Below are 22,793 nucleotides of genomic sequence, written 5' to 3' on the forward strand. Positions count from 1 at the left end.
TGGGTGCCCCAATGCTTTTTCTTCATGTTGGGACATCAGGAGACTTTTCATGGGCAAATTTGCTGATTTTCACGCGCGCTCGATCAATGACCGCGACGCATTCTGGGCTGAGCAGGCCAAACTGGTGGACTGGAAAGTCCAGCCCCAGCAAATCTGCGACTACAGCAACCCGCCTTTTGCCAAGTGGTTCGTGGGCGGTCAAACCAACCTCTGCCACAACGCTGTTGACCGCCACCTGGCCGAGCGTGCCGATCAGCCTGCACTGATTTTTGTGTCGACCGAGACCGATCAGGAAAAAACCTACACCTACCGTGAGCTGCACGCCGAAGTGCAGCGCATGGCCGCCATCTTGCAAGACCTGGGCGTGGTCAAAGGCGACCGCGTGCTGATTTACATGCCCATGATCGCGGAAGCGGCGTTTGCCATGCTCGCCTGCGTGCGCCTTGGGGCCATCCACTCGGTGGTGTTTGGCGGTTTTGCTTCTCACTCACTGGCCACCCGCATCGAAGACGCTTCGCCCAAAGTCATCATCAGCGCCGACGCGGGCTCGCGTGGCGGCAAGGGCGTGCCTTACAAACCGCTCTTGGACGCAGCCATCGAGTTGTCGGCCCACAAACCCGCCAACGTCATCATGGTGGACCGAAAACTTGCCGCCTTCACCCCCGTGGCTGGCCGTGATGTGGATTACGCCACCGAGCGCGCCAAACACATGGATGCGGTGGTGCCATGCGAGTGGGTCAATGCAACCCATCCCAGCTACACCCTCTACACCTCGGGCACCACTGGCAAACCCAAAGGCGTGCAGCGCGACACCGGGGGCTACACCGTGGCCCTGGCCGCCAGCATTCCCAATATTTTCGAGGGCAAGCCCGGTGGCACATTCTTCTGCACCAGCGACATCGGCTGGGTGGTGGGCCACAGCTACATCATCTACGGCCCGCTGATCGGCGGCATGGCCACCATCCTGTACGAAGGTCTGCCGATTCGCCCCGACGGCGGCATTTGGTGGAGCCTGGTCGAGAAGTACAAAGTCCAGGTCATGTTCAGCGCGCCCACGGCCATCCGTGTGCTCAAAAAGCAAGACCCGGCACTGCTCACCAAATACGATCTGTCCAGCCTGCAGGCGCTGTTCCTGGCGGGTGAGCCCTTGGACGAGCCCACCGCCAAATGGATTTCTGAAGGCCTCAACGGCAAAGCCATCATCGACAACTACTGGCAGACCGAGACCGGCTGGCCGATTTTGAGCATCTGCAACGGCGTGGAAAAAGCGCCCAGCAAATTTGGCTCGCCTGGCAAAGCCATTTACGGCTACAACGTCAAGCTGGTCGACGATCAAACCGGTGAAGAACTCACCGGCGCCAACCAGAAGGGCGTTTTGACCATTGAAGGCCCATTGCCCCCCGGCAACCTGCAAACCATCTGGGGCGACGACGACCGTTTCGTCAAAACTTACTGGAAAACCGTGCCCAACAAGCTGGTCTACAGCACCTTCGACTGGGCGGTGCGCGACGAAGACGGGTACTACTTCATTTTGGGCCGTACGGACGACGTGATCAACGTCGCCGGTCACCGTTTGGGCACCCGCGAGATCGAAGAAAGCATCTCCAGCCACCCCAACATCGCCGAAGTGGCGGTGGTCGGTGTGGCCGACCAGCTCAAAGGGCAGGTGGCCATGGCGTTTGCCATCGCCAAAGACACTTCTGGCCTGACCGATGCGGCGGCACGCCTGAAGCTCGAAGGCGAAGTCATGAAGGTGGTGGACAGCCAACTCGGCGCTGTGGCCCGTCCATCGCGTGTGTTCTTTGTCTCGGCCTTGCCCAAGACGCGCAGCGGCAAGTTGCTGCGCCGGGCGATTCAGGCTGTGGCCGAAGGGCGCGATCCGGGCGACCTGACCACCATGGACGATCCGGCTGCTTTGCAGCAGATCGTGGATCAGATCAAGGGCTGACGATTCTGGACCCCGCATTGTCGGGGTCTTTTTTTGCCCCAAAAACCTCGTGCACACCTTGTTGGTGCGGGTGTAAGTTTGGTATCGGACAAGGCGTGGCACAATGCGCGCTGTACTCAGGCCCTTCCCCTGCCACAGTCGCATCCGCCAACCGGTTCAGCCGTGTCGCGGAAGGTAAAAATCAACCAACTTATGTTTCCCAGAGGGAAACGGAGGTCAGCGAAATATGAGCGAGACAAATTCCGTCTACTCTGCCTACTCAGGCAATACCCATCTCTTCGGGGGCAATACACCCTACGTCGAAGAGATGTACGAAAACTACCTGGCCAATCCAGGCAGCGTCCCCGATTCATGGCGCGACTACTTTGACGCCCTCCAGCACGTCCCCGCCGTTGATGGCACCAATGCCAAAGACGTGCCGCATCTGCCCGTCATCAATGCGTTTGCCGAGCGCGCCAAGTCCGGCGGCACCAAAGTCGTCATGGCCAGTGCCGATGCCGAAATGGGCCGCAAGCGCACCGCCGTTCAGCAGCTGATTGCCGCTTACCGCAACGTGGGCCAGCGTTGGGCCGATCTGGACCCGCTCAAGCGCACCGAGCGCCCCAATATTCCTGACCTCGACCCCGCTTTCTTTGGCTTCACCGATGCCGACCACGAAATCGTGTTCGACACCAGCAACACCTTCTTCGGCAAGAACCGCATGTCCTTGCGCGAGCTGCTCAATGCGCTGCGCGAAACCTATTGCGGCACCCTGGGCGCTGAGTACATGTACACCACCGAGCAGGCTGAAAAGCGCTGGTGGCAACAAAAGCTCGAAAGCATCCGCAGCAAGCCCAATTTCACGGCCGAGAAGAAAAAACAGATCCTCGACCGCCTGACCGCGGCCGAAGGCCTGGAGCGCTACCTCCACACCAAATACGTGGGCCAAAAGCGTTTTTCGCTCGAAGGCGGCGAGAGTTTCATCGCGGCGATGGACGAGCTGATCCAGCAAGCCGGTGCGCAAGGCGTGCAGGAAGTTGTGATCGGCATGGCCCACCGCGGCCGTCTGAACGTGCTGGTCAACACCATGGGCAAGCTGCCTGCGGACCTGTTTGCCGAGTTCGACCACACCGCCCCTGAAGACCTGCCTGCTGGTGACGTGAAATACCACCAAGGCTTCAGCTCGGACGTGAACACCGCTGGTGGCCCCGTCCACCTGTCGCTGGCCTTCAACCCTTCGCACCTGGAAATCGTCAACCCCGTGGTCGAGGGCTCTGTGCGCGCCCGCATGGACCGCCGTGACGATCCGCTGGGCAAGCAAGTCTTGCCCGTGCTGGTGCACGGTGACTCCGCTTTCGGCGGTCAAGGTGTCAACCAGGAAACCTTTGCTTTGGCCCAAACCCGTGGTTACTCCACTGGCGGCACGGTGCACATCATCATCAACAACCAGATCGGTTTCACCACCTCTGACCCGCGCGACATGCGCTCGAGCGTGTTCTGCACCGACATCGTCAAAATGGTCGAGGCCCCTGTGTTGCACGTCAACGGAGATGACCCAGAGGCGGTGGTGTTGGCCACCCAGCTGGCTTTGGAATACCGCATGACGTTCCAAAAAGACGTGGTGCTGGATGTGGTCTGTTTCCGTAAATTGGGACACAACGAGCAAGACACCCCTGCGCTGACCCAGCCACTGATGTACAAGAAAATTGGCACGCACCCAGGCACCCGCAAGTTGTTTGCCGACAAGCTGGCCGCTCAGGGCTTGGGTGATACCTTGGGCGATGACATGGCCAAGGCCTACCGCGCTGCCTTGGACGCTGGCAAAAACACGACCGAACCCGTGTTGACCAACTTCAAAACCAAGTTCACCGTGGACTGGGCGCCCTTCATGGGCAAGAAGTGGACCGATGCGGGGGACACCTCGATTCCTTTGGCAGACTGGAAGCGTCTGGCCGAAAAGATCACCACCATCCCTGAGTCGGTCACACCGCACCAGCTGGTCAAAAAGGTGTACGACGACCGCGCCGCCATGGGCCGTGGCGACATTCCGGTGGACTGGGGCATGGGCGAGCACATGGCTTTTGCCTCTTTGGTGGCCAGTGGTTACCCTGTGCGCTTGTCGGGCGAAGACAGTGGCCGTGGCACCTTCACACACCGTCATGCGGTCATCCATGACCAAAAGCGCGAAAAGTGGGACACCGGCACCTATGTGGCCTTGCAAAACGTCTCGGACAAGCAGGCGCCGTTTGTCGTCATCGATTCGATCCTGTCCGAAGAGGCTGTGCTCGGTTTTGAGTACGGCTACGCCTCGAACGATCCCAATACGTTGGTGATCTGGGAAGCGCAGTTCGGCGACTTCGCCAACGGCGCTCAGGTGGTCATCGATCAGTTCATTGCCTCGGGTGAAGTCAAATGGGGTCGTGTGAACGGCCTGACTTTGATGCTGCCGCATGGCTACGAAGGCCAAGGGCCTGAGCACAGTTCAGCCCGCGTGGAGCGCTTCATGCAGTTGGCAGCCGACACCAACATGCAACTGGTGCAACCCACCACGGCCAGCCAGATCTTCCATGTGCTGCGTCGTCAAATGGTGCGTGACCTGCGCAAACCCCTGGTCATCTTCACACCCAAGTCGCTGTTGCGCAACAAGGATGCGACTTCACCCGTGTCCGAGTTCACCAAGGGCAGCTTCCAGACCGTGATCGGTGAGACCAAAGCCATCAAGGCCGACAAGGTCAAGCGCGTGGTGGCTTGCTCAGGCAAGGTGTACTACGACCTGGTCAAGCACCGCGAGGCCAAGGGTGTCGACGATGTGGCCATCATCCGCGTCGAACAGCTCTACCCCTTCCCACACAAGGCCTTTGCAGCCGAGTTGAAGAAGTACCCCCATGCCACCGACATCGTGTGGTGCCAGGACGAGCCACAGAACCAGGGTGCCTGGTTCTTCATCCAGCACAACATCCACGAAAACATGCAGGATGGCCAAAAGCTCGGTTATGCCGGTCGCGCCGCCTCTGCGTCGCCAGCGGTGGGTTACTCCCACCTGCACCAGGACCAGCAAAAAGCCCTGATCGAAGCGGCGTTTGCGAAGCTCAAGGGCTTCGTGCTGACCAAGTGATCGACCCAAACAACCTCGCGTTACAACCTTAAAGAGAATTCAAAATGGCTATCGTAGAAGTCAAAGTTCCCCAACTGTCCGAGTCCGTGGCTGAAGCCACCATGCTGCAGTGGAAAAAGAAAGTCGGCGACACCGTTGCAGCTGACGAAATCCTGATCGAGATCGAAACCGACAAAGTCGTGCTGGAAGTGCCCGCACCTTCGGCAGGTGTTTTGTCTGAAATCATCCAGGGCGATGGCGCCACCGTGGCCGCCGAGCAGCTGATTGCCCGCATCGACACCGACGGCAAAGTTGCTGCCGCTGCACCTGCTGCTGCTGCCGCTGCTCCAGCTGCAGCATCGGCTCCGGCCGCAGCGCCTGCTGCTGCCAGCACCAGCATGGCCGGTGTGGCCATGCCCGCCGCAGCCAAGCTGATGGCCGACAACAGCCTGGCCTCTGGCTCGGTGCCTGGTACGGGCAAAGACGGTCGCGTCACCAAAGGTGATGTGCTGGCGGCTGTGGCCGGTGGTGTCAAGTCCACCGCCGCCGTGATCCCGACCGGCGTGCCCACCAAGTCTCTGCCCCAGGTGGCAGCTGCTGCCCCAGACTTGGGCGAGCGCCCAGAGCAGCGCGTGCCCATGACGCGTCTGCGTGCCCGCGTGGCCGAGCGTTTGCTGCAATCGCAGTCGACCAACGCCATCCTGACAACGTTCAACGAAATCAACATGGCCCCCGTCATGGAGATGCGCAAGCGCATGCAAGAGCGCTTCGAGAAGGAGCACGGCTGCAAGCTGGGCTTCATGAGCTTCTTTGTCAAAGCCGCTGTGCACGCCCTGAAAAAGTTCCCTGTGCTCAACGCCTCGGTGGACGGCAACGACATCGTGTACCACGGCTACTTCGACATCGGCATCGCGGTGGGCTCGCCCCGTGGTTTGGTGGTGCCGATTCTGCGCAACGCCGACCAGATGAGCTTTGCCGACATCGAAAAGAAAATTGCCGAGTTTGGCGTGAAAGCGCGTGACGGCAAGCTGGGCCTGGAAGAAATGACCGGCGGCACTTTCTCGATCTCCAACGGCGGCACCTTCGGCTCGATGATGTCCACACCCATCATCAACCCACCCCAGTCGGCCATTTTGGGCGTGCACGCGACCAAAGACCGCGCCATGGTGGAAAACGGCCAAGTCGTGGTTCGCCCGATGAACTACTTCGCCATGTCCTACGACCACCGCATCATCGACGGCCGCGAAGCTGTCTTGGGCTTGGTCGCCATGAAGGAAGCGCTGGAAGACCCAGCACGCCTCCTGTTCGACATCTAAAACCCCTTGTTTTGAATGCCCCCTGCCCAGGGGGCGTTTTTCATCCAGAAGGCATTTCCCATGAGCAAACAATTCGACGTCGTTGTCATCGGCGGTGGCCCCGGTGGCTACATCGCAGCCATCCGCGCTGCCCAACTCGGTTTCCAAGTCGCCTGTATCGACGAGTGGAAAAACGCAACCGGTGGCCCAGCCCCCGGCGGCACCTGTACCAACGTGGGTTGCATTCCCTCTAAAGCTTTGCTGCAGTCCAGCGAGCATTTTGACCACGCCAACCACCACTTTGCCGAGCACGGCATCAGCGCCACGGGCGTGAAGATGGACGTGGCCAAGATGATTGCCCGCAAGGACAACGTTGTGAAGCAAAACAACGATGGCATCTTGTACCTGCTGAAGAAAAACAAGGTCACGTTCTTCCACGGTCGCGGCAGCTTTGCGAGCAAGTCTGAAGGCGGCTACGAGATCAAGGTGGCAGGCAAGACGGAAGAGGTGATCACCGGCAAAAACATCATCATCGCCACCGGCTCCAACGCCCGTGCGTTGCCCGGCACACCGTTTGACGAAGTCAACGTGTTGTCGAACGATGGCGCTTTGCGCGTGGGTGCTGTGCCCAAGAAGCTGGCCTTGATCGGATCTGGCGTGATCGGTTTGGAGATGGGCTCGGTTTGGCGTCGTCTCGGCGCTGACGTGACCATCCTCGAAGGTCTGCCCACATTCCTCGGGGCTGTGGACGAACAAATCGCCAAGGAAGCCAAAAAGGCGTTTGACAAACAAGGCCTGAAGATTGAGCTGGGCGTGAAGGTTGGCGAAATCGTCAACGGCAAGAAGGGCGTCACCGTCAACTACACCAACGCCAAGGGCGAAGCCGTGGTGCTGGACGCCGACAAGCTGATCATCTCGATCGGCCGCGTGCCCAACACCATCGGTCTGAACACCGAAGCCGTGGGCCTGCAGTTGGACGAGCGCGGCGCGATTGTGGTGGACGCGGATTGCAAAACCAACCTGCCCGGCGTGTGGGCGGTGGGTGACGTGGTGCGCGGCCCCATGCTGGCGCACAAAGCCGAGGAAGAGGGCGTTGCTGTGGCCGAGCGCATTGCGGGCCAACACGGTCATGTCAACTTCAACACCATCCCTTGGGTCATCTACACCAGCCCCGAAATTGCGTGGGTGGGCCGCACCGAGCAGCAGCTCAAAGCCGATGGCGTGGCGTACAAGGCGGGCTCGTTCCCGTTCTTGGCCAACGGCCGTGCCCGCGCCTTGGGCGACACGACCGGCATGGTGAAAATGCTGGCCGATGCGACCACCGACGAAATTTTGGGCGTGCACATCGTGGGCCCACAAGCTTCCGAGCTGATCGCCGAGGCTGTGGTGGCCATGGAATTCCGCGCCAGCGCAGAAGACATTGCCCGCATCTGCCACGCCCACCCGTCTTTGAGCGAGTCGACCAAAGAGGCTGCTTTGGCGGTGGACAAGCGCACGCTGAACTTCTGAGTCTTTGACACCCCCGGAACTGCGGTTTCGGGTGAGTTGGGTTAAAGTTCCGCATCCCTGAAAACCCGGGCCTGGTCCCGGGTTTTGTTATTGAATTGAAGAGCAAGCCACCCATGTCCGTTCGTGCAGTTTACGAAGAAGAACTCCAAAAACGGGGCTATCAAAGCGACCCCGCGCAATTGCGGGCGATTGAGGCGCTGGAGCGCTGCGCCAGCGAGTGGGCGGCTTACAAGTCCAAGCGCTCGGGCCTGTTGGGTAAATTCCTGAGCCGCCCGGAGATCCCCAAGGGGGTCTACATGTTTGGCGGGGTGGGACGCGGCAAGAGCTTTTTGATGGACTGCTTTTTTGCGGCTGTGCCGATTGAGCGCAAAACCCGTTTGCACTTTCACGAGTTCATGCGCGAGGTGCACCGAGAACTTACCGTGATCCAGGGCACCGTTAATCCATTGGACGAATTGGGCAAACGCATGGCCAAGCGTTACCAGTTGATTTGCTTCGATGAGTTTCATGTGGCCGACATCACCGACGCCATGATCTTGCACCGCTTGCTGGTAGCGCTCTTTGACAACGGCGTGGGCTTTGTCACCACCTCCAACTTCGAACCCGATGGCCTGTACCCCGACGGCTTACACCGCGACCGCATCTTGCCCGCGATTGCTTTGCTGAACCAGCGCATGCAGGTTTTGAATGTGGACAACGGCACCGACTACCGCCGCCGCACGCTGGAGATGGTCAAGCTGTACCACTCGCCCTTGGGCGAGCAGGCCGATGCCGAGATGAACGACGCCTTCAACCGCCTCGCCACCGGCCCGGACGAAGACCCAGTGCTCCACATCGAAGCGCGCGAAATCACTGCCAAGCGCCGCGCGGGGGATGTGGTGTGGTTTGATTTTCGTGCCATTTGCGGCGGTCCGCGTTCGCAAAACGATTACCTTGAAATCGCTACGCAGTACCACACGGTGCTGCTCAGCAATGTGCCCCACATGCCCGTCAGCATGGCGTCTGAGGCGCGGCGCTTTACTTGGTTGATCGATGTGCTGTACGACCGCCGGGTCAAGCTGATCATGTCAGCGGCGGTGCCCCCCGAAGGGCTGTACACCTCTGGGCCCATGTCACATGAGTTTCCGCGCACAGTGTCGCGCCTGCACGAGATGCAGTCGAGCGAGTTCTTGGCGCTTGAGCATCGGACCGTGGACACACACCTCACATGAAACACTTTGCATTGGCGGCTTTGACCGCGTTGACGACGTCCTGGCTGGGCGCACAATCCTTGGTGGGTGAGCCTGAGTTCATCTGCGTGCAACGGGAAGCTCTGGCCAGCCAACGTGCTGAGGTCATGGCAGTCTATGAGCAAGAAGCCAAAGCCTGTTGGCAAAAATTTGCTGTCAACGCCTGCCTGAGTGACGCCCGGAAAATCCGTCGGGCCGCACTCGAGCCCTTGCGTCAACAAGATCTGCTGCTCAATGCCCAAGAGCGTCAGTGGCGAACCGAGCAGCGCGATCTGCGCTTGCAAGGCAAGCAAACGGGTCAGCCCACGCCGCCATGATGGACGCCTCTGCCCAAGATCTGCGTTCGCCCCAGCGCCAGTTGATCGAATGCCAGATGGCGCATGCTGATCTGGACGCTTTGATAGACCAAGCGGTGCTCGCTGCGCAGCCTTTGGACGAGCTTTTGCTGCGGCGGCTCAAAAAAAGGCGTTTGGCTTTGCGTGACCAAATGGCCAGGTTGCAATGGATGCTTGAGCCCAAGGAGCCTGCTTGAGCTTGCTGCTGCAAAGGGTCTCCGAAACCCTGTCCAGCCATGGCGCATTGTCCCAGTCGGTGCCTGGTTTTCAGCCACGTCAAGGGCAAACCGACATGGCGATGGCCGTCACGCAAACCCTGGAGCAGGGCGGCCAGCTGGTGGTGGAGGCGGGCACGGGCGTGGGCAAAACTTATGCCTATCTGGTGCCGGTTCTGCTCAGCGGTCAGCGGGCCTTGGTGTCCACGGCGACCAAGGCACTGCAAGACCAATTGTTTTCCCGCGACATTCCGCGTCTGGTCGAAGTTTTGGGGCTTCCCATTCGAGTGGCCTTGCTCAAGGGTCGATCCAACTACCTGTGTTTGCACCGCATGCAGCAAGCCAGGCACAGCGCCGAGTCGGCTCAGCCAGGTGCGCAGAAGGCACTGGCCAAGATCGAAACATGGTCCCAATCTACACGCACGGGTGACATGGCCGAGCTGACGGGCCTGGACGAGCGTTCTGCCTTGTGGCCGCTGGTCACGTCTACACGCGACAACTGTTTGGGCTCCAGCTGCCCCAGCTACCGCGCATGCCATGTGAACCTGGCGCGCAAAGAGGCGATGGCATCGGACGTGGTCGTCATCAACCACCACTTGTTTTTTGCCGACATGGCGGTACGCGAATCCGGTGTGGCCGAGTTGTTGCCCACGGTGCGAGTGACCGTTTTTGACGAAGCGCACCAGCTCAACGAGATTGGTGTGAACTTCTTGGGCAAGCAATTTTCGACCGTGCAGTTGCTGGAGTTGTCCCGCGACGTGCTGGCCACCGGTTTGCAATTGGCGCGGGGTTTGGTGGATTGGCATGCCCTGGCCGACCGACTGGAAAAAACATCTCGCGATTTGCGCTTGGCGGCGGGCATGCACCGGGGCTCGGTGCGTTTGCGCTGGACCGAGGCCATTCCCGAGGGCGTCGAGGCTGGAGATTGGACCTCCGCTTTGGCACAGTTGGTCCAGGCTTTGGGGCAGTTGCAAACGGGTTTGGAGATGGTCACTGAGCTGGCCCCGGATTTTCAGCGCTTACACGAACGGGCCACCGAGTTGGCCCAAAAAGCGCATTTGTTCTCGCAAGCGCCCGATCCTGAAGGGGTACGTTGGGCCGAAGTCAGCGCTCAGCTGCGCTTGATCGAATCGCCGTTGGACATCGCCCAAGCTTTCTCGGCATTGACCAAACCTGGGGCAGTGTCCCCAGTCTTGGGTGTCAGTGATGCTGGCAGCCAGCACATGCCAGACCCGGACTCTTTGGAGGCCTTGATGGCGGGCGACCCCCGGCATGCATCCATCGGCGCGCCTGGTTCGTCCAATGCGATGCAGGGCAGCAGCGAAGCTGGTGTGGGTGTCGGCCAACGCGCCTGGATTTTCACATCGGCCACCTTGGGTGATGAACCCAGTTTGCGATGGTTCACCGAGCCTTGCGGCCTGACATCTGCGCAGGTCATGCAAGTCACCAGTCCGTTTGATTACGCCCAACAAGCGGCCCTGTACGTGCCCGAGCACCTGCCCAAACCGGGAGACCCCGGGCACGCGGGGCATGTGGCGCAGCTGGTGGTCGAAGCCGTGGAGTTGCTGGGCGGCAGAACCCTGGTGCTGACCACCACACTGAACGCCATGCGCAGCATTGGAGAATATTTGCAAACCCGCCTGGACCCGTCAGCGAACGTCGAAGTGCTGGTGCAAGGACAAAGTCCCAAGCGGCGCTTGATGGAGCGCTTTCGCGAAGGTGGCGGAGATGGTCGTGCGGGTTGTGTTCTGGTGGCCTCGGCCTCATTTTGGGAGGGCTTTGATGTGCCCGGTGAGGCTTTGCAGCTGGTCGTGATCGACAAGCTGCCCTTCCCGCCGCCGGGTGACCCCCTGTTTGAGGCCAGAAGTCAACGGATCACACGCGAAGGTCGCAGCGCTTTTGCCGACCATGCGCTGCCAGAAGCCGCGGTGTCCCTCAAGCAAGGCGCAGGGCGCTTGATCCGCAGTGAAACCGACCGGGGTGTTTTGGTGGTGTGCGATACACGCCTAGCCACCATGTCGTATGGCCGCAGGCTGGTTCGCGGACTGCCGGAAATGCGCCGCCTGAGCGGGCATGCCGAATTTTTGTCGACTTTGCGTCAGCTCACCACAGACGCCACCAACTCGATGACTTCTTGACCCCTTCGGCCTTGAGGTAATCGGACTGGGGAAAATTCTTTTCCAGAACACGCTTGGCATCGTCTCGCAGAGCGTTCATGCCCATGGCGTCGTAGGAGCTGACCAAAATCGCGAGAGCTTCTTCGACCGCTGGCACGCCTTGGTATTCGGCAATCGCCTGTTGAGCGCGGTTGACCGCAGCCACATGGGCACCGCGGCTGGCGTAGTAGCGGGCCACGTGCACTTCGTAGGCCGCCAGGGCGTTCACGATGTGCAGCATGCGCTGGCGTGCTTCGGAGCTGTATTTGGACTCGGGAAAACGTGTGGTCAGCTCTTTGAAGGACTCGTAGGAGTCTTTGGCCGCTTTTTGATCACGCTCGGACAAGTCTTGCTTGGTCAGGAACGAGAACAAGCCCAAGTTGTCGTTGAAGTTCACCAAACCCTTGAGGTAGATCGCATAGTCCAGCGCTGGGCTGGCCGGGTGCAAACGAATGAAGCGGTCCAGCGTGGCGATGGCCTGGATTTTGTCGCCGGTTTTGTATTGGGCATAGGCCTTGTCGAGCTGGGCTTGTTGCGCCATAACGGTGCCAGCAGCACGGCCTTCGAGCTTTTCGTAATAGCCAATGGCCTTGTCCCAGGCGCCGGCATTGGCTTCGTCACGCGCTTCAGCGTAGATTTTTTCGGGGGTCCAGCCAGCCGTGACATCCTTGGTGGTGTTGGCGCAGCCCGTGAGGAACAGTCCCGCTGCCAAAACCAGGCCAGCTGGAACCATCGATAATCTGAAGCTTCGCATCTGTGACACCCTTGTACTGTTGAACGCCTTGATTATATCGACCGACCCCGAAATGGATGAGCCCTCTGCCTTGCTTGACGATGGCGAGCGTGTGCTGGAGGCATCAGACGAGGAGGTGCGGACCCGTCAGGTCCCAGTGGCCTTGCATGGCCAGCGCCTGGACCGTGCTTTGGCGCAAATGGTGCCCGAGTTTTCACGCAGTTATTTGCAGCAACTGATCGAGCAGGGCGATGCACTGATCGACGGGCGTGTGGTCACCAAGGTGTCGACCAAAGTCCGGCTCGGTCATCAGGTGGTGGTCACTCTGCGGGCCACGCCCCAGTCGCAGGCCTTTGTGCCGGAAGACATGCCCATCGATGTGGTGTATGAAGACGCCCACCTGCGTGTGATCAACAAGCCTGCAGGGCTGGTGGTTCACCCAGCACCCGGTAATTGGCGCGGCACGCTGCTCAATGGTTTGTTGGCGCTGGATCCACTGGCCAGTGAGGTGCCCCGGGCGGGCATTGTGCATCGCTTGGACAAGGACACCAGCGGCTTGATGGTGGTGGCTCGCACGCGCCAGGCCATGGATGCGCTGGTCCAGCTGATTGCTGCGCGAGACGTGCGTCGCCAGTACCTGGCCATTGGGCACAAAGCATGGGTCTCACCTTCGCCCAGTACCGTCGAGGCGGCCATTGGCCGTGACCCCGTCAACCGCCTGCGGATGGCGGTGGTCGATTTGACCCACCAGTCTGGTAAGACGGCCGCTACCACCATCGAGGTGCTGGACAGCCATGCGCTCGGTTGTCTGGTCGAGTGCACCCTGCATACCGGACGCACCCACCAAATCCGGGTGCACATGGCCCACATCGGCCACCCCTTGCTGGCCGACGCCGTGTACGGCGGTGCCAAAGCTGCGGGCATGGAACGACAAGCCCTGCACGCTTGGCACTTGGCTTTTGTACACCCCATCACCGGTCAGATGATCGACATCCGGTCGCCTTTGCCCAATGACATGACTCGGGCATTGTCAGATTGGGGCCTCAGCTACAATGCACCCACTCAGGGAGCTTGAGCCGAATCACCGGTTTGGGCGCATCCAGGGCCTGGCCAGTGGTCTATGCCCTCCAGAACGGGGTTGTTTCTTTGCAGAAGCGACCATGACCTCTGCACCTTTGACGCCGTGAGGCGTCTTTTTCCCGAAAGATCGACACATGAATACGGCGCAAGCCAAGCGTGTCCTGGAAACGGCCTTGCTCACGGCGGGTCAGCCTTTGTCATTGCGCGACATGCGCGTGCTTTTTGACGATGCGCTCGGGGCCGACACCCTGCGGCAAATGCTGCAAGACCTGCAAAATGAATGGGCTCAGAAGGGTCTGGAGCTCATCCGCGTGGCCAGCGGCTGGCGATTTCAGAGTCGCCCCGAGTTGCGCACTTACCTCGATCGCTTGCACCCCGAAAAGCCTCCCAAGTACACCCGCGCCGTGCTGGAAACCTTGGCCATCATTGCCTACCGTCAACCAGTGACCCGGGGCGACATGGAAGACATCCGTGGCGTCACCATCAACTCGCAAATCCTCAAGCAACTCGAAGACCGGGGTTGGGTCGAAGTCATCGGCCACCGTGAGACCGTTGGTCGGCCCGGGCTGTATGCCACGACGCGCCAGTTTCTGGACGATTTGGGTCTGTCTGCCCTCGATCAGTTGCCTATGCTTTCCCAAGTCGATGGACAGACCTCGGCTTTGTCCGGTCTGGTGGATGACTTGCCGGTTCAGCCCTCCTTGTCGCTTGAAGACGCCATCAACGCCTTGCCGTTCGAGATGCCCATCGTGGCCGACTCGGACGAAGGCCCATTTCCGGCCGAAACGGTCGGCTTGAACGAACCTTCGGGCGCGCCGAGCGCTCTTTCCGATCACAGCGATGATCCTAGCCTGTCTGCGCAATCAGATAACCACCCTGACCGTCCGCTGCATGGCGAAGCGTCTTCCAATACATGAATCAAGATCCGCAAGACGACAAGCGCTCGTCATCACCTGACACTCCAGCCCGCCGACCCAAGATGGGCGAACCTGCCGAGTCGGTTTACAAGCCCATTGAGTTGGCCGATGTGGTGTCGGGGCAATTCGATGACGAAGAAGCCACCGAAGACGTTGCCATTGATTTGGGCAAGCGTGTTTTGGCGCCTCAGACCGATTCGCCCAAACTGCACAAAGTGTTGGCCCAAGCGGGCATGGGTTCACGCCTGGAGATGGAAAAGCTGATTGCCGAGGGCCGTATTTCGGTCAACAATGAGCCCGCCCACGTGGGCCAGCGCGTCCAATATGGTGACCAAATCAAGGTCAACGGCAAGCCGATCCACATCCGGATTGACCCGCCGCCCGCACGTGTGATCGCTTACCACAAGCCCGCTGGCGAGATCGTCAGCCATGACGATCCGCAAAACCGTCCCTCGGTGTTTCGCAAACTGCCACGTCTGCAAAACGGCAAATGGCAGTCGGTGGGGCGTTTGGACCTGAATACCGAAGGCCTCTTGTTGTTCACCAGCTCGGGTGAATTGGCCAACCAGCTGATGCACCCGCGTTTTGGCCTTGAGCGTGAATACGCGGTCCGCGTTCTCGGGGCACTCAGCAAAGACGAAAAGCAAAAACTGCTCGATGGTGTCAACCTTGACGATGGCCCAGCCCAGTTCGGCTCGATCGAGGACGGCGGTGGCGAAGGCTCCAACTGCTGGTACCGCGTCACCATCTCTGAAGGCCGCAACCGCGAGGTTCGCCGCATGATGGAAGCTGTCGGCCACGCGGTCAGCCGTCTGATCCGCATCCGCTACGGTGCCATGGTGCTGCCGCATGGCTTACGCCGCGGCGCATGGCTTGAACTCGACGAGTCCGATATCCGTGCGCTCATGCGGGCTGCGGGCACGCTCGACCGGACTCGTGCCCCTGCGCCGCGCCCGGTCTCACGCACCGACCGCAACGATCGCCGCCCACGCACAGGAGGTCAGGGCAGGGCGGGCACCGCTGTGCCGCGGGCCAAGCCGGCGGCCAAACCCAACCAGGCTCCCGGTGGATCGGGTTTGCATGCCAAGTCGGATGGCCCGAAAAGCGAGGCCAAGTACATTGGCGCCGAGAGTTTCAATCGTTTGAAAAAAGCCCCGGGCGGTCCTGGCCGAGGCGGTCGGGGCGGCGCAGGGCGCAGCCGCTGATTCCAGCCTTTTCCATGGGGCCATGTGCCAAAAGACTGCCTTTTGGCAGGCCCGCTCAGGTTAGAATAGATGGCTTTGCCGCAGGGCAAAATTGCTTTTAAAAACCCTTTCGTTACAGGAATTACCATGGCCATCGAACGCACCCTCTCCATCATCAAGCCCGACGCAGTCGCCAAGAACGTCATCGGTCAAATCTATGCCCGTTTCGAAGCTGCTGGCCTGAAAGTGGTCGCTGCCCGTATGGCGCACTTGTCGCGCGGCGAAGCCGAACAGTTTTACGCTGTGCACAGTGCACGTCCTTTCTTCAAGGACTTGGTTGACTTCATGATCTCCGGTCCCGTGATGATCCAGGCTCTGGAAGGCGAAAACGCCATTGCTAAGAACCGTGACCTGATGGGCGCAACCGATCCTAAGAAAGCCGACGCTGGCACCATCCGCGCTGACTTTGCTGACAGCATCGACGCCAACGCTGTGCACGGTTCTGACGCTCCCGAAACTGCTGCCGCTGAAGTCGCCTTCTTCTTCGCTGGCATGAACGTTTACCCACGCTGATAGCGTCGCGGCCCCAGCGCGACCTTGACCCCATGACGGCCAACCTTCTCGAATTCGACCTGGAAGGTTTGGCCGTTTTTTGTGAGGGGCTGGGCGAAAAGCGTTTTCGGGCCACCCAGTTGTTTCGCTGGATCCACCAGCGGGGCGCTGCTGATTTTGATCAGATGAGCGATTTGGCCAAGTCCTTGCGCCAAAAGCTCCAATCTCACGCGCATGTTTCTGCCTTGCCCGTGATCAGCCAGCACATCTCCACCGACGGCACCATCAAGTGGCTGTTTGACGTGGGCGATGGCAACGCCATCGAATCAGTGTTCATCCCTGAAGACGATCGGGGTACGCTGTGCATTTCTTCACAAGCCGGCTGCGCGGTAGGTTGCCGCTTTTGCTCAACGGGCCACCAGGGCTTCAGCCGCAACCTCACCACAGGTGAAATCCTGGCCCAGCTCTGGTTCGCTGAACATTTCTTGCGCAAGCACCTCCAAACCGAAGAGCGCGTCATCTCCAACGTGGTGATGATGGGCATGGGCGAACCCTTGCAAAATTACTCGGCTTTGGTGCCCGCACTTCGCGCCATGCTCGACGACCACGGCTACGGTCTGTCGCGCCGACGCGTCACGGTATCCACCTCGGGCGTGGTGCCCATGATCGAGCGTTTGTCGGGCGATTGCCCAGTGGCTTTGGCGGTGTCATTGCACGCGCCTTTTGATGCGCTGCGCGACAACCTCGTGCCGCTCAACCGTAAATACCCGCTCGATGAACTCATGCAGGCGTGTATTGGCTACTTGGCCCATGCCCCGCGCGACTTCATCACTTTTGAATACTGCATGCTCGATGGTGTCAATGACCAGCCTGAGCATGCCAGCGCCCTGATTGATCTGGTGCAAAAACACGCCCGTCAGGGCCTGCGCTGCAAATTCAACCTGATTCCCTTCAACCCCTTTCCGGCTTCCGGCTTGCTGCGCTCACCTCAGGCCCGCGTGCAGGCCTTTGCTAAGCAGCTGCAGGATGCTGGGCTGGTCACCACCGTGCGCAAAACTCGGGGTGACGACATTGATGCGGCCTGCGGCCAGTTGGCCGGTGACGTGAAAGACCGCACCCAGGTGCAAAATCGCATGGCGCAGCAGCGCACCATCCGACTGGTGCCTGCTTCCTCTGTTCAATCCCAGGAGCCCGGTGATGCCTGACAACACGAATGCGGACACCATTTTGCTAACGCCTGAGGGCGCGACCATCTCTCCCTCAACGGCGGGTGCTTTGTTGAAGGCCGCACGTCAGCAAGTTGGGGTGCATCTGGCGGTCTTGTCGGTTAACTTGAAGGTGCCTGTGCGTCAGTTGGAAGCTTTAGAAGCCGACCAATACCCTGCAAACCAAAGCCCAGTTTTTGCCCGAGCCTTGGCTGCCAGCATGTGCCGCCAATTGCGCGTCGACCCTGCCCCGATTTTGGCTTTGATGCCCATGTCTGCCAATTATTTGGAGCCCCATGGTGCTGTGCGCCATGCCTATGCGGCCCCTGCTGACCTTGGGCGTGTGCGCAGGGCATCAGCCGGTGTGTCCACGAAAGCCTGGTGGGCCGCTGGTGCCATGGTCGTCTTGATCGCCGTCCTGATTTGGGCGCCTCACCCTTCACAATGGGCTTGGCTCGATGCAGTGACTGCTGCCGTGGCCTCGCCCGGGCCCGAGCCAAAGTCTGAACCGGTCACGAATGTCATGGCAGTTGCTGCTGACGCCAGCCCTCAAAACGCACCGGCAATCACCGATCCTTCGCTTTCAGGGGGGCAGGGTGGCCCAGTCCCCTTGCCGACGGTCATTCCCGGTACAGCTGGCATGCCCGCAGCAGCAGCCTCGGTTCCCGCGGTGACCTCTGCTGCGCCAGTGCCTGAATTGCTCTTCAGTGCCCTCAATACCAGTTGGATTGAAGTGCGGGACAGCCAAAACCAGCTTTTATGGAATGGTGTGCTCAATACCGGCGATTCAAAACGCTTGCAAGCGCCCCAGCCTGTCTCCGTGGTGGTCGGTCGGGCGGATGCCATCCAGGTGAGTTTCAAGGGTCAGCCTTTAGACCTGATCCCACACACCAAAGTCAACGTCGCCCGTTTTGAGGTGAAACCATGAGCGCTCCATCTCCCATCGCCATTGCTGTGCCCGTCCAGCGCAAAAGCCGTCAGTCCAAAGTGGTTTGGGGCTCACGCATCGTCACCGTGGGCGGTGGTGCCCCGGTGCGCGTGCAGTCCATGACCAACACCGACACCGTGGACGTGATTGGCACGGCCATCCAGGTCAAGGAGCTGGCGATTGCCGGCTCAGAGATGGTGCGCATCACCGTCAACACGCCAGAAGCCGCCGAAGCCGTGCCGCACATCCGCGACCAGCTCGACAAAATGGGCATTGACGTACCGCTGATTGGTGATTTCCATTACAACGGCCACCGCCTGCTGACCGACTACCCGGCGTGTGCCGAGGCACTGTCCAAATACCGCATCAACCCCGGCAACGTGGGCAAGGGCGACAAACGCGATGTGCAGTTCGGCCAGATGATCGAAGCGGCCATGCGCTACAACAAGGCCATCCGCATCGGCGTGAACTGGGGCAGCCTCGACCAGGAGTTGTTGGCCGACCTGATGGACACCAACAGCCAACGTGCCAACCCTTGGGAAGCACGTCAGGTCATGTACGAGGCGCTGATTTCGTCGGCCATTTCGTCGGCCCAGCGTGCCGAAGCCATGGGCCTCAATGGAGACCAAATTGCCTTGTCTTGCAAGGTCTCGGGCGTGCAGGATTTGATTTCGGTCTACCGCGAGCTCGGCCGCCGCACCGACTACGCCTTGCACCTGGGCCTGACCGAAGCGGGCATGGGCACCAAGGGCACAGTGGCTTCGGCCACCGCTTTGTCGGTGCTGCTGCAAGAAGGCATCGGCGACACCATCCGTGTCTCGCTCACACCTCAGCCAGGCGAAGCCCGCACGCAAGAGGTGGTGATCGCGTCCGAGATTTTGCAGTCGCTGGGCTTGCGCATCTTTGTGCCCAGCGTCACCGCTTGCCCTGGCTGCGGCCGCACCACCAGCAGCACCTTCCAGGAGCTGGCCAAACAAATTGACGACTTTTTGCGGGCACAAATGCCCGTCTGGCGTGCGCGTTACCCGGGGGTGGAAAACCTCAAGGTGGCCGTGATGGGCTGCATCGTGAACGGCCCCGGTGAAAGCAAACACGCTGACATCGGCATCAGCCTGCCTGGCACCGGTGAAGCGCCCGCTGCGCCCGTTTTCATTGACGGCGAAAAACGCCTGACCTTGCGTGGTGAAGGCATTGCGCAAGATTTCCAAGGGCTGGTTGAAAACTACATTGAGAACCGTTTTGGTTCCGGATCTGCTGAGAAAAAATGAGCGAATCGGTGAAAGAAAACACGGCCAAGACAGTCAAAGCCCAGAAGTTGGTGGGCGTCAAGGGCATGAACGACATCCTGCCGCCTGACTCTGCCCGCTGGGAGTGGTTGGAAGGCCAAGTCCGCAGTTTGATGGCCCGTTACGCCTACCGCAATGTACGCTTGCCCATTGTCGAGCCCACCGCCTTGTTTGTGCGCGGCTTGGGCGAAGTGACCGATATCGTTGAAAAGGAGATGTACTCCTTTGAAGACCGTCTCAATGGCGAGCAACTCACCTTGCGCCCCGAAGGCACTGCCGGGCTGGTGCGGTCGGTCGTCGAGCACAACCTGCTGTACGAAGGCGGCAAACGCCTGTACTACATGGGCCCCATGTTCCGCCACGAGCGCCCGCAGCGCGGCCGCTACCGCCAGTTCCACCAGATCGGTGCCGAGGTGCTGGGTTTTGGTGGCCCCGAGGTCGATGCCGAGCTGATCTTGCTGGCCAATGACCTGTGGAAGGTGTTGGGCCTGAAAGACGTGCGCCTGGAGCTCAACAGTCTGGGTCAACCCGCTGAGCGCCAAGCCCACCGCGCCGCCTTGATCGCGCACCTGGAGCAGCACAGCGATGTGCTGGACGAAGAAGCCAAGCGCCGACTGCACAGCAACCCCTTGCGCATTCTGGACACCAAGAACCCGGCCATGCAAAGCGTGGTCGAGTCAGCGCCGCGTCTGCTTGATTTTCTGGGTGAAGCTTCGCTGGCCCACTTCAACGCGGTCAAAGCGATTTTGGATGCCAACGGCGTGGTCTACAGCATCAACCCGCGCTTGGTGCGCGGCATGGATTACTACAACCTCACCGTGTTCGAGTTCATCACCACCAGCTTGGGCTCGCAAGGCACCATCTGCGGCGGTGGCCGGTACGACTATCTGATTGAACAAGTGGGCGGCAAGCCCGCACCCGCCGTGGGTTGGGCTTTGGGCGTTGAGCGCGTGCTCGAACTGATCAAGGAGCAGGGCGAGGCCTTGCCTGAGCTGGCCCCCGATGTCTACGCCATCATTCCTGAAACGGCTGCCTTGCCTGTAGCCATGCAGGTGCTGCAAACCTTGCGTGCGCAGGGTGTGTCCGCCCAAATGCACGCCGGCAGTGGTGACGGCATGGGCAGCATGAAGTCCCAATTCAAAAAAGCCGATGGCTCGGGTGCCCGTTTTGCCCTGGTTTTTGGGGCCGAAGAATTGGCCAAGGGCCAGGTGGCGGTCAAATCCCTGCGTGACGGAGCCGGGGCTCAACGCACCGAGTCTTTGAGCACAGTAACCGACTGGGCCCAGAGCCTACAATCTCCGCTTTAAAGCGCAATCAGCATCAGACACACCATGGCCAAAGCACTCGACCTTGATGAACAAGAACAACTTGACCAGATCAAGCACTTCTGGAAGACCTGGGGCAATCTGATCTCCTGGGTGCTGATCGTTGTTTTGGGCAGCTTTGCCGCATGGAACGGTTATCAGTACTGGGAGCGAACTCAGGCCGCCAAGGCCGCTGCCCTGTATGACGAAGTCGAACGTGCCGTCGCCTCGGGGGACGTCACCCGAGTGGAACGCAGCCTCGCCGACATGAAAGACAAGTTTGGACGAACCCAGTTTGCCCAGCAATCAGCCCTCTTGGCGGCCAAAGCACTGCATGCACAAGGCAAAACCGAAGCCGCTCGCGAGGCCTTGAGTTGGGTGGCCAATGGCGCATCTGACAAAGCCTACCGAGACATTGCGCGTTTGCGCTTGGCGGCATTGCAGCTCGATGCCAAGGCCTATGACGAGGCTTTGAAGCAACTGGCTTTGGAATTCACGCCCGAGATGTCGGGCTTGGCCGCCGACTTGCGCGGCGATGTGCTGCAGGCCAAAGGTCAGAGCGGCGAAGCCATTGCGGCATACCAGCAAGCCTGGAAAAAACTGGCGGACACCCCTGATTACCGGCGTTTGGTTCAAGCCAAACTCAATGCCTTGGGCATCGATCCTGATGCGGCTGCTGTTTTGGAGACATCAAAGTGATGACTGTTTTTTCACACACCTGGCCCCGTTGGGCCTTGTTGGGGGCCTTGGCTTTGTCGATTGCGGGCTGCTCCAGTTCGCCCGATAAACCGAAGCCATCCGCGTTGCCCGCAGTCAGTGGCCAAGTGGCCGTGCAAAAAGCTTGGTCCAGCACCGTGGGTCCAGTCACTTCTCCCTTGTTCGCTTCTGTGCACGGCGATCAGGTGGCGGTGGCTTCCACCCAAGGGCAGGTGGCCTTGATCAATGCCTCCAGTGGCAAAGACGTTTGGCGACTCCAACTTGACAGCCCCATCCAGGCGGGTATCAGCGGTGACGGTCAGCGTTTTGCGGTGATTACCCGAAGCAACGAGGTGGTTGCCATTGAGTCGGGCAAGGTCGTTTGGCGCTACCGTTTGCCAGCCTTGTCTTACACCGCACCTGTGGTCGCTGGTGCCCGCGTGTTCGTGTTGACGGCGGACCGTGCGGTCACCGCGCTCGACGGTGCTTCGGGCCAGAAACTCTGGAGCCAGCAGCGCACCGGAGATCCCCTCGTGTTGCAGCAAGCCGGTTTGTTGATGTCGTTTGGCGATACCTTGCTGGCGGGTTGGGGTGGTCGTTTGGCTGCTCTGAACCCCAATACTGGCGGCGTTCTTTGGGAAGCCCTGGTGGGCTCGTCGCGTGGCACGAATGAAGTAGAGCGCTTGGTGGACCTGGTCGCCGGGGCCAGCCGTCAAGCTCAAACCCTGTGCGTGCGCGCCTTCCAGTCCTCTGTGGCCTGCGTGGATGCCAATCGGGGCACCACTTTGTGGACACGCCCAGCACAAGGCCATGAAGGCCTGGATGGGGATGACACGCTGGTGTATGGCGTTGAGTCCGACAGCAAGGTGCTGGCATGGCAGCGTCAGGGCGGACAGCCTGCTTGGACGCAGGACGCCTTGCGATTTCGCGGTCTGAGTGCGCCTTTGGTCTTGGGCCGCTCGGTGGTTGTGGGCGATGACAATGGTTTGCTGCATTTCCTGTCTCGGCAGGATGGACAGGCTTTGCAGCGTTTGAGCACGGATGGCAGTGCCATCACCGGTAAGCCTGTGGTCGCTGGTCAGACTTTGGTGGTGGTGACACGTGCCGGGGGCGTCTTTGGATTTCGCCCTGAATGATGGATCGGAAAA

Annotated in this window: 19 protein-coding genes; 18 read left to right on the top strand and 1 reads right to left on the bottom strand. The window is 60.2% G+C overall.

The annotated features are described in order from the left end of the window. Positions 1–49 precede the first annotated feature (49 nt). The 8 genes from ACZ5SR_RS08315 (at position 50) to ACZ5SR_RS08350 (ending at position 11,742) form a co-directional block, all read left to right on the top strand. Complete coding sequence (locus ACZ5SR_RS08315) at positions 50–1,948, top strand: propionate--CoA ligase (RefSeq protein ID WP_464448293.1); 1,899 nt, start codon at positions 50–52, stop codon at positions 1,946–1,948. Positions 1,949–2,174: 226 nt separating this feature from the next. Beyond that, positions 2,175–5,042: a 2-oxoglutarate dehydrogenase E1 component gene (locus ACZ5SR_RS08320; protein WP_464448294.1), complete on the top strand. Its 2,868-nt coding sequence runs from the start codon at positions 2,175–2,177 to the stop codon at positions 5,040–5,042. Between the two features lie 44 nt (positions 5,043–5,086). Then, on the top strand, positions 5,087–6,337 hold the full coding sequence (odhB, locus tag ACZ5SR_RS08325) for a 2-oxoglutarate dehydrogenase complex dihydrolipoyllysine-residue succinyltransferase (RefSeq protein ID WP_464448295.1): 1,251 nt from the start codon (positions 5,087–5,089) through the stop codon (positions 6,335–6,337). A 60-nt stretch (positions 6,338–6,397) separates the two neighbouring features. Next, positions 6,398–7,825, top strand: coding sequence for a dihydrolipoyl dehydrogenase (gene lpdA, locus ACZ5SR_RS08330; protein WP_464448296.1), 1,428 nt, complete (start codon positions 6,398–6,400; stop codon positions 7,823–7,825). Between the two features lie 113 nt (positions 7,826–7,938). Next, on the top strand, positions 7,939–9,036 hold the full coding sequence (gene zapE / locus ACZ5SR_RS08335; RefSeq protein WP_464448297.1) for a cell division protein ZapE: 1,098 nt from the start codon (positions 7,939–7,941) through the stop codon (positions 9,034–9,036). Next, positions 9,033–9,371 carry a hypothetical protein gene (locus ACZ5SR_RS08340; protein ID WP_464448298.1) on the top strand — a complete coding sequence of 113 codons (339 nt, stop codon included), beginning with the start codon at positions 9,033–9,035 and terminating at the stop codon, positions 9,369–9,371. The genes zapE and ACZ5SR_RS08340 overlap by 4 nt, the downstream gene beginning before the upstream one ends. Beyond that, on the top strand, positions 9,368–9,586 hold the full coding sequence (locus ACZ5SR_RS08345) for a DUF465 domain-containing protein (protein WP_464448299.1): 219 nt from the start codon (positions 9,368–9,370) through the stop codon (positions 9,584–9,586). The genes ACZ5SR_RS08340 and ACZ5SR_RS08345 overlap by 4 nt, the downstream gene beginning before the upstream one ends. A 95-nt stretch (positions 9,587–9,681) precedes the next feature. Continuing rightward, a complete protein-coding gene (locus ACZ5SR_RS08350; RefSeq protein ID WP_464451034.1) occupies positions 9,682–11,742 on the top strand; it encodes an ATP-dependent DNA helicase in 2,061 nt (686 codons plus the stop codon). Here the strand turns inward: ACZ5SR_RS08350 and ACZ5SR_RS08355 are convergent. Next, positions 11,708–12,514, bottom strand: coding sequence for an outer membrane protein assembly factor BamD (locus tag ACZ5SR_RS08355; protein ID WP_464448300.1), 807 nt, complete (start codon positions 12,512–12,514; stop codon positions 11,708–11,710). The genes ACZ5SR_RS08350 and ACZ5SR_RS08355 overlap by 35 nt on opposite strands. 52 nt (positions 12,515–12,566) lie before the next feature. On the opposite strand from ACZ5SR_RS08355, the gene ACZ5SR_RS08360 reads away from it, so the two are divergent. The 10 genes from ACZ5SR_RS08360 (at position 12,567) to bamB (ending at position 22,781) form a co-directional block, all read left to right on the top strand. Beyond that, positions 12,567–13,568, top strand: coding sequence for an RluA family pseudouridine synthase (locus ACZ5SR_RS08360; protein ID WP_464448301.1), 1,002 nt, complete (start codon positions 12,567–12,569; stop codon positions 13,566–13,568). A 139-nt stretch (positions 13,569–13,707) separates the two neighbouring features. Next, complete coding sequence (gene scpB, locus ACZ5SR_RS08365; RefSeq protein ID WP_464448302.1) at positions 13,708–14,490, top strand: SMC-Scp complex subunit ScpB; 783 nt, start codon at positions 13,708–13,710, stop codon at positions 14,488–14,490. Next, on the top strand, positions 14,487–15,695 hold the full coding sequence (locus ACZ5SR_RS08370) for a pseudouridine synthase (protein WP_464448303.1): 1,209 nt from the start codon (positions 14,487–14,489) through the stop codon (positions 15,693–15,695). The genes scpB and ACZ5SR_RS08370 overlap by 4 nt, the downstream gene beginning before the upstream one ends. A gap of 126 nt (positions 15,696–15,821) precedes the next feature. Further along, positions 15,822–16,247: a nucleoside-diphosphate kinase gene (gene ndk, locus ACZ5SR_RS08375; protein ID WP_464448304.1), complete on the top strand. Its 426-nt coding sequence runs from the start codon at positions 15,822–15,824 to the stop codon at positions 16,245–16,247. Between the two features lie 32 nt (positions 16,248–16,279). Beyond that, positions 16,280–17,431: a dual-specificity RNA methyltransferase RlmN gene (gene rlmN, locus ACZ5SR_RS08380; protein WP_464448305.1), complete on the top strand. Its 1,152-nt coding sequence runs from the start codon at positions 16,280–16,282 to the stop codon at positions 17,429–17,431. Next, positions 17,424–18,359, top strand: coding sequence for a helix-turn-helix domain-containing protein (locus ACZ5SR_RS08385; RefSeq protein ID WP_464448306.1), 936 nt, complete (start codon positions 17,424–17,426; stop codon positions 18,357–18,359). The genes rlmN and ACZ5SR_RS08385 overlap by 8 nt, the downstream gene beginning before the upstream one ends. Continuing rightward, on the top strand, positions 18,356–19,627 hold the full coding sequence (ispG, locus tag ACZ5SR_RS08390; protein WP_464448307.1) for a flavodoxin-dependent (E)-4-hydroxy-3-methylbut-2-enyl-diphosphate synthase: 1,272 nt from the start codon (positions 18,356–18,358) through the stop codon (positions 19,625–19,627). Before ACZ5SR_RS08385 ends, ispG begins: the two co-directional genes overlap by 4 nt. Then, a complete protein-coding gene (gene hisS, locus ACZ5SR_RS08395; protein WP_464448308.1) occupies positions 19,624–20,952 on the top strand; it encodes a histidine--tRNA ligase in 1,329 nt (442 codons plus the stop codon). The genes ispG and hisS overlap by 4 nt, the downstream gene beginning before the upstream one ends. Before the next feature lie 24 nt (positions 20,953–20,976). Further along, complete coding sequence (locus tag ACZ5SR_RS08400; protein ID WP_464448309.1) at positions 20,977–21,648, top strand: YfgM family protein; 672 nt, start codon at positions 20,977–20,979, stop codon at positions 21,646–21,648. Then, a complete protein-coding gene (gene bamB / locus ACZ5SR_RS08405; RefSeq protein ID WP_464448310.1) occupies positions 21,648–22,781 on the top strand; it encodes an outer membrane protein assembly factor BamB in 1,134 nt (377 codons plus the stop codon). Before ACZ5SR_RS08400 ends, bamB begins: the two co-directional genes overlap by 1 nt. Positions 22,782–22,793: the final 12 nt, after the last annotated feature.

This window comes from Limnohabitans sp. TEGF002 (assembly GCF_055395845.1).

Bases quoted from the DNA above. Each gene is read 5' to 3' on its own strand.
- ispG (WP_464448307.1), top strand. From the start codon at position 18,356: ATGAGCGCTCCATCTCCCATCGCCATTGCTGTGCCCGTCCAGCGCAAA.
- ACZ5SR_RS08370 (WP_464448303.1), top strand. From the start codon at position 14,487: ATGAATCAAGATCCGCAAGACGACAAGCGCTCGTCATCACCTGACACT.
- scpB (WP_464448302.1), top strand. From the start codon at position 13,708: ATGAATACGGCGCAAGCCAAGCGTGTCCTGGAAACGGCCTTGCTCACG.
- bamB (WP_464448310.1), top strand. From the start codon at position 21,648: ATGACTGTTTTTTCACACACCTGGCCCCGTTGGGCCTTGTTGGGGGCC.
- ACZ5SR_RS08350 (WP_464451034.1), top strand. From the start codon at position 9,682: ATGGCGATGGCCGTCACGCAAACCCTGGAGCAGGGCGGCCAGCTGGTG.
- ACZ5SR_RS08340 (WP_464448298.1), top strand. From the start codon at position 9,033: ATGAAACACTTTGCATTGGCGGCTTTGACCGCGTTGACGACGTCCTGG.
- ndk (WP_464448304.1), top strand. From the start codon at position 15,822: ATGGCCATCGAACGCACCCTCTCCATCATCAAGCCCGACGCAGTCGCC.
- ACZ5SR_RS08400 (WP_464448309.1), top strand. From the start codon at position 20,977: ATGGCCAAAGCACTCGACCTTGATGAACAAGAACAACTTGACCAGATC.
- odhB (WP_464448295.1), top strand. From the start codon at position 5,087: ATGGCTATCGTAGAAGTCAAAGTTCCCCAACTGTCCGAGTCCGTGGCT.
- ACZ5SR_RS08320 (WP_464448294.1), top strand. From the start codon at position 2,175: ATGAGCGAGACAAATTCCGTCTACTCTGCCTACTCAGGCAATACCCAT.
- ACZ5SR_RS08315 (WP_464448293.1), top strand. From the start codon at position 50: ATGGGCAAATTTGCTGATTTTCACGCGCGCTCGATCAATGACCGCGAC.
- zapE (WP_464448297.1), top strand. From the start codon at position 7,939: ATGTCCGTTCGTGCAGTTTACGAAGAAGAACTCCAAAAACGGGGCTAT.
- ACZ5SR_RS08360 (WP_464448301.1), top strand. From the start codon at position 12,567: ATGGATGAGCCCTCTGCCTTGCTTGACGATGGCGAGCGTGTGCTGGAG.
- ACZ5SR_RS08355 (WP_464448300.1), bottom strand. From the start codon at position 12,514: ATGCGAAGCTTCAGATTATCGATGGTTCCAGCTGGCCTGGTTTTGGCA.
- ACZ5SR_RS08345 (WP_464448299.1), top strand. From the start codon at position 9,368: ATGATGGACGCCTCTGCCCAAGATCTGCGTTCGCCCCAGCGCCAGTTG.
- lpdA (WP_464448296.1), top strand. From the start codon at position 6,398: ATGAGCAAACAATTCGACGTCGTTGTCATCGGCGGTGGCCCCGGTGGC.
- ACZ5SR_RS08385 (WP_464448306.1), top strand. From the start codon at position 17,424: ATGCCTGACAACACGAATGCGGACACCATTTTGCTAACGCCTGAGGGC.
- rlmN (WP_464448305.1), top strand. From the start codon at position 16,280: ATGACGGCCAACCTTCTCGAATTCGACCTGGAAGGTTTGGCCGTTTTT.
- hisS (WP_464448308.1), top strand. From the start codon at position 19,624: ATGAGCGAATCGGTGAAAGAAAACACGGCCAAGACAGTCAAAGCCCAG.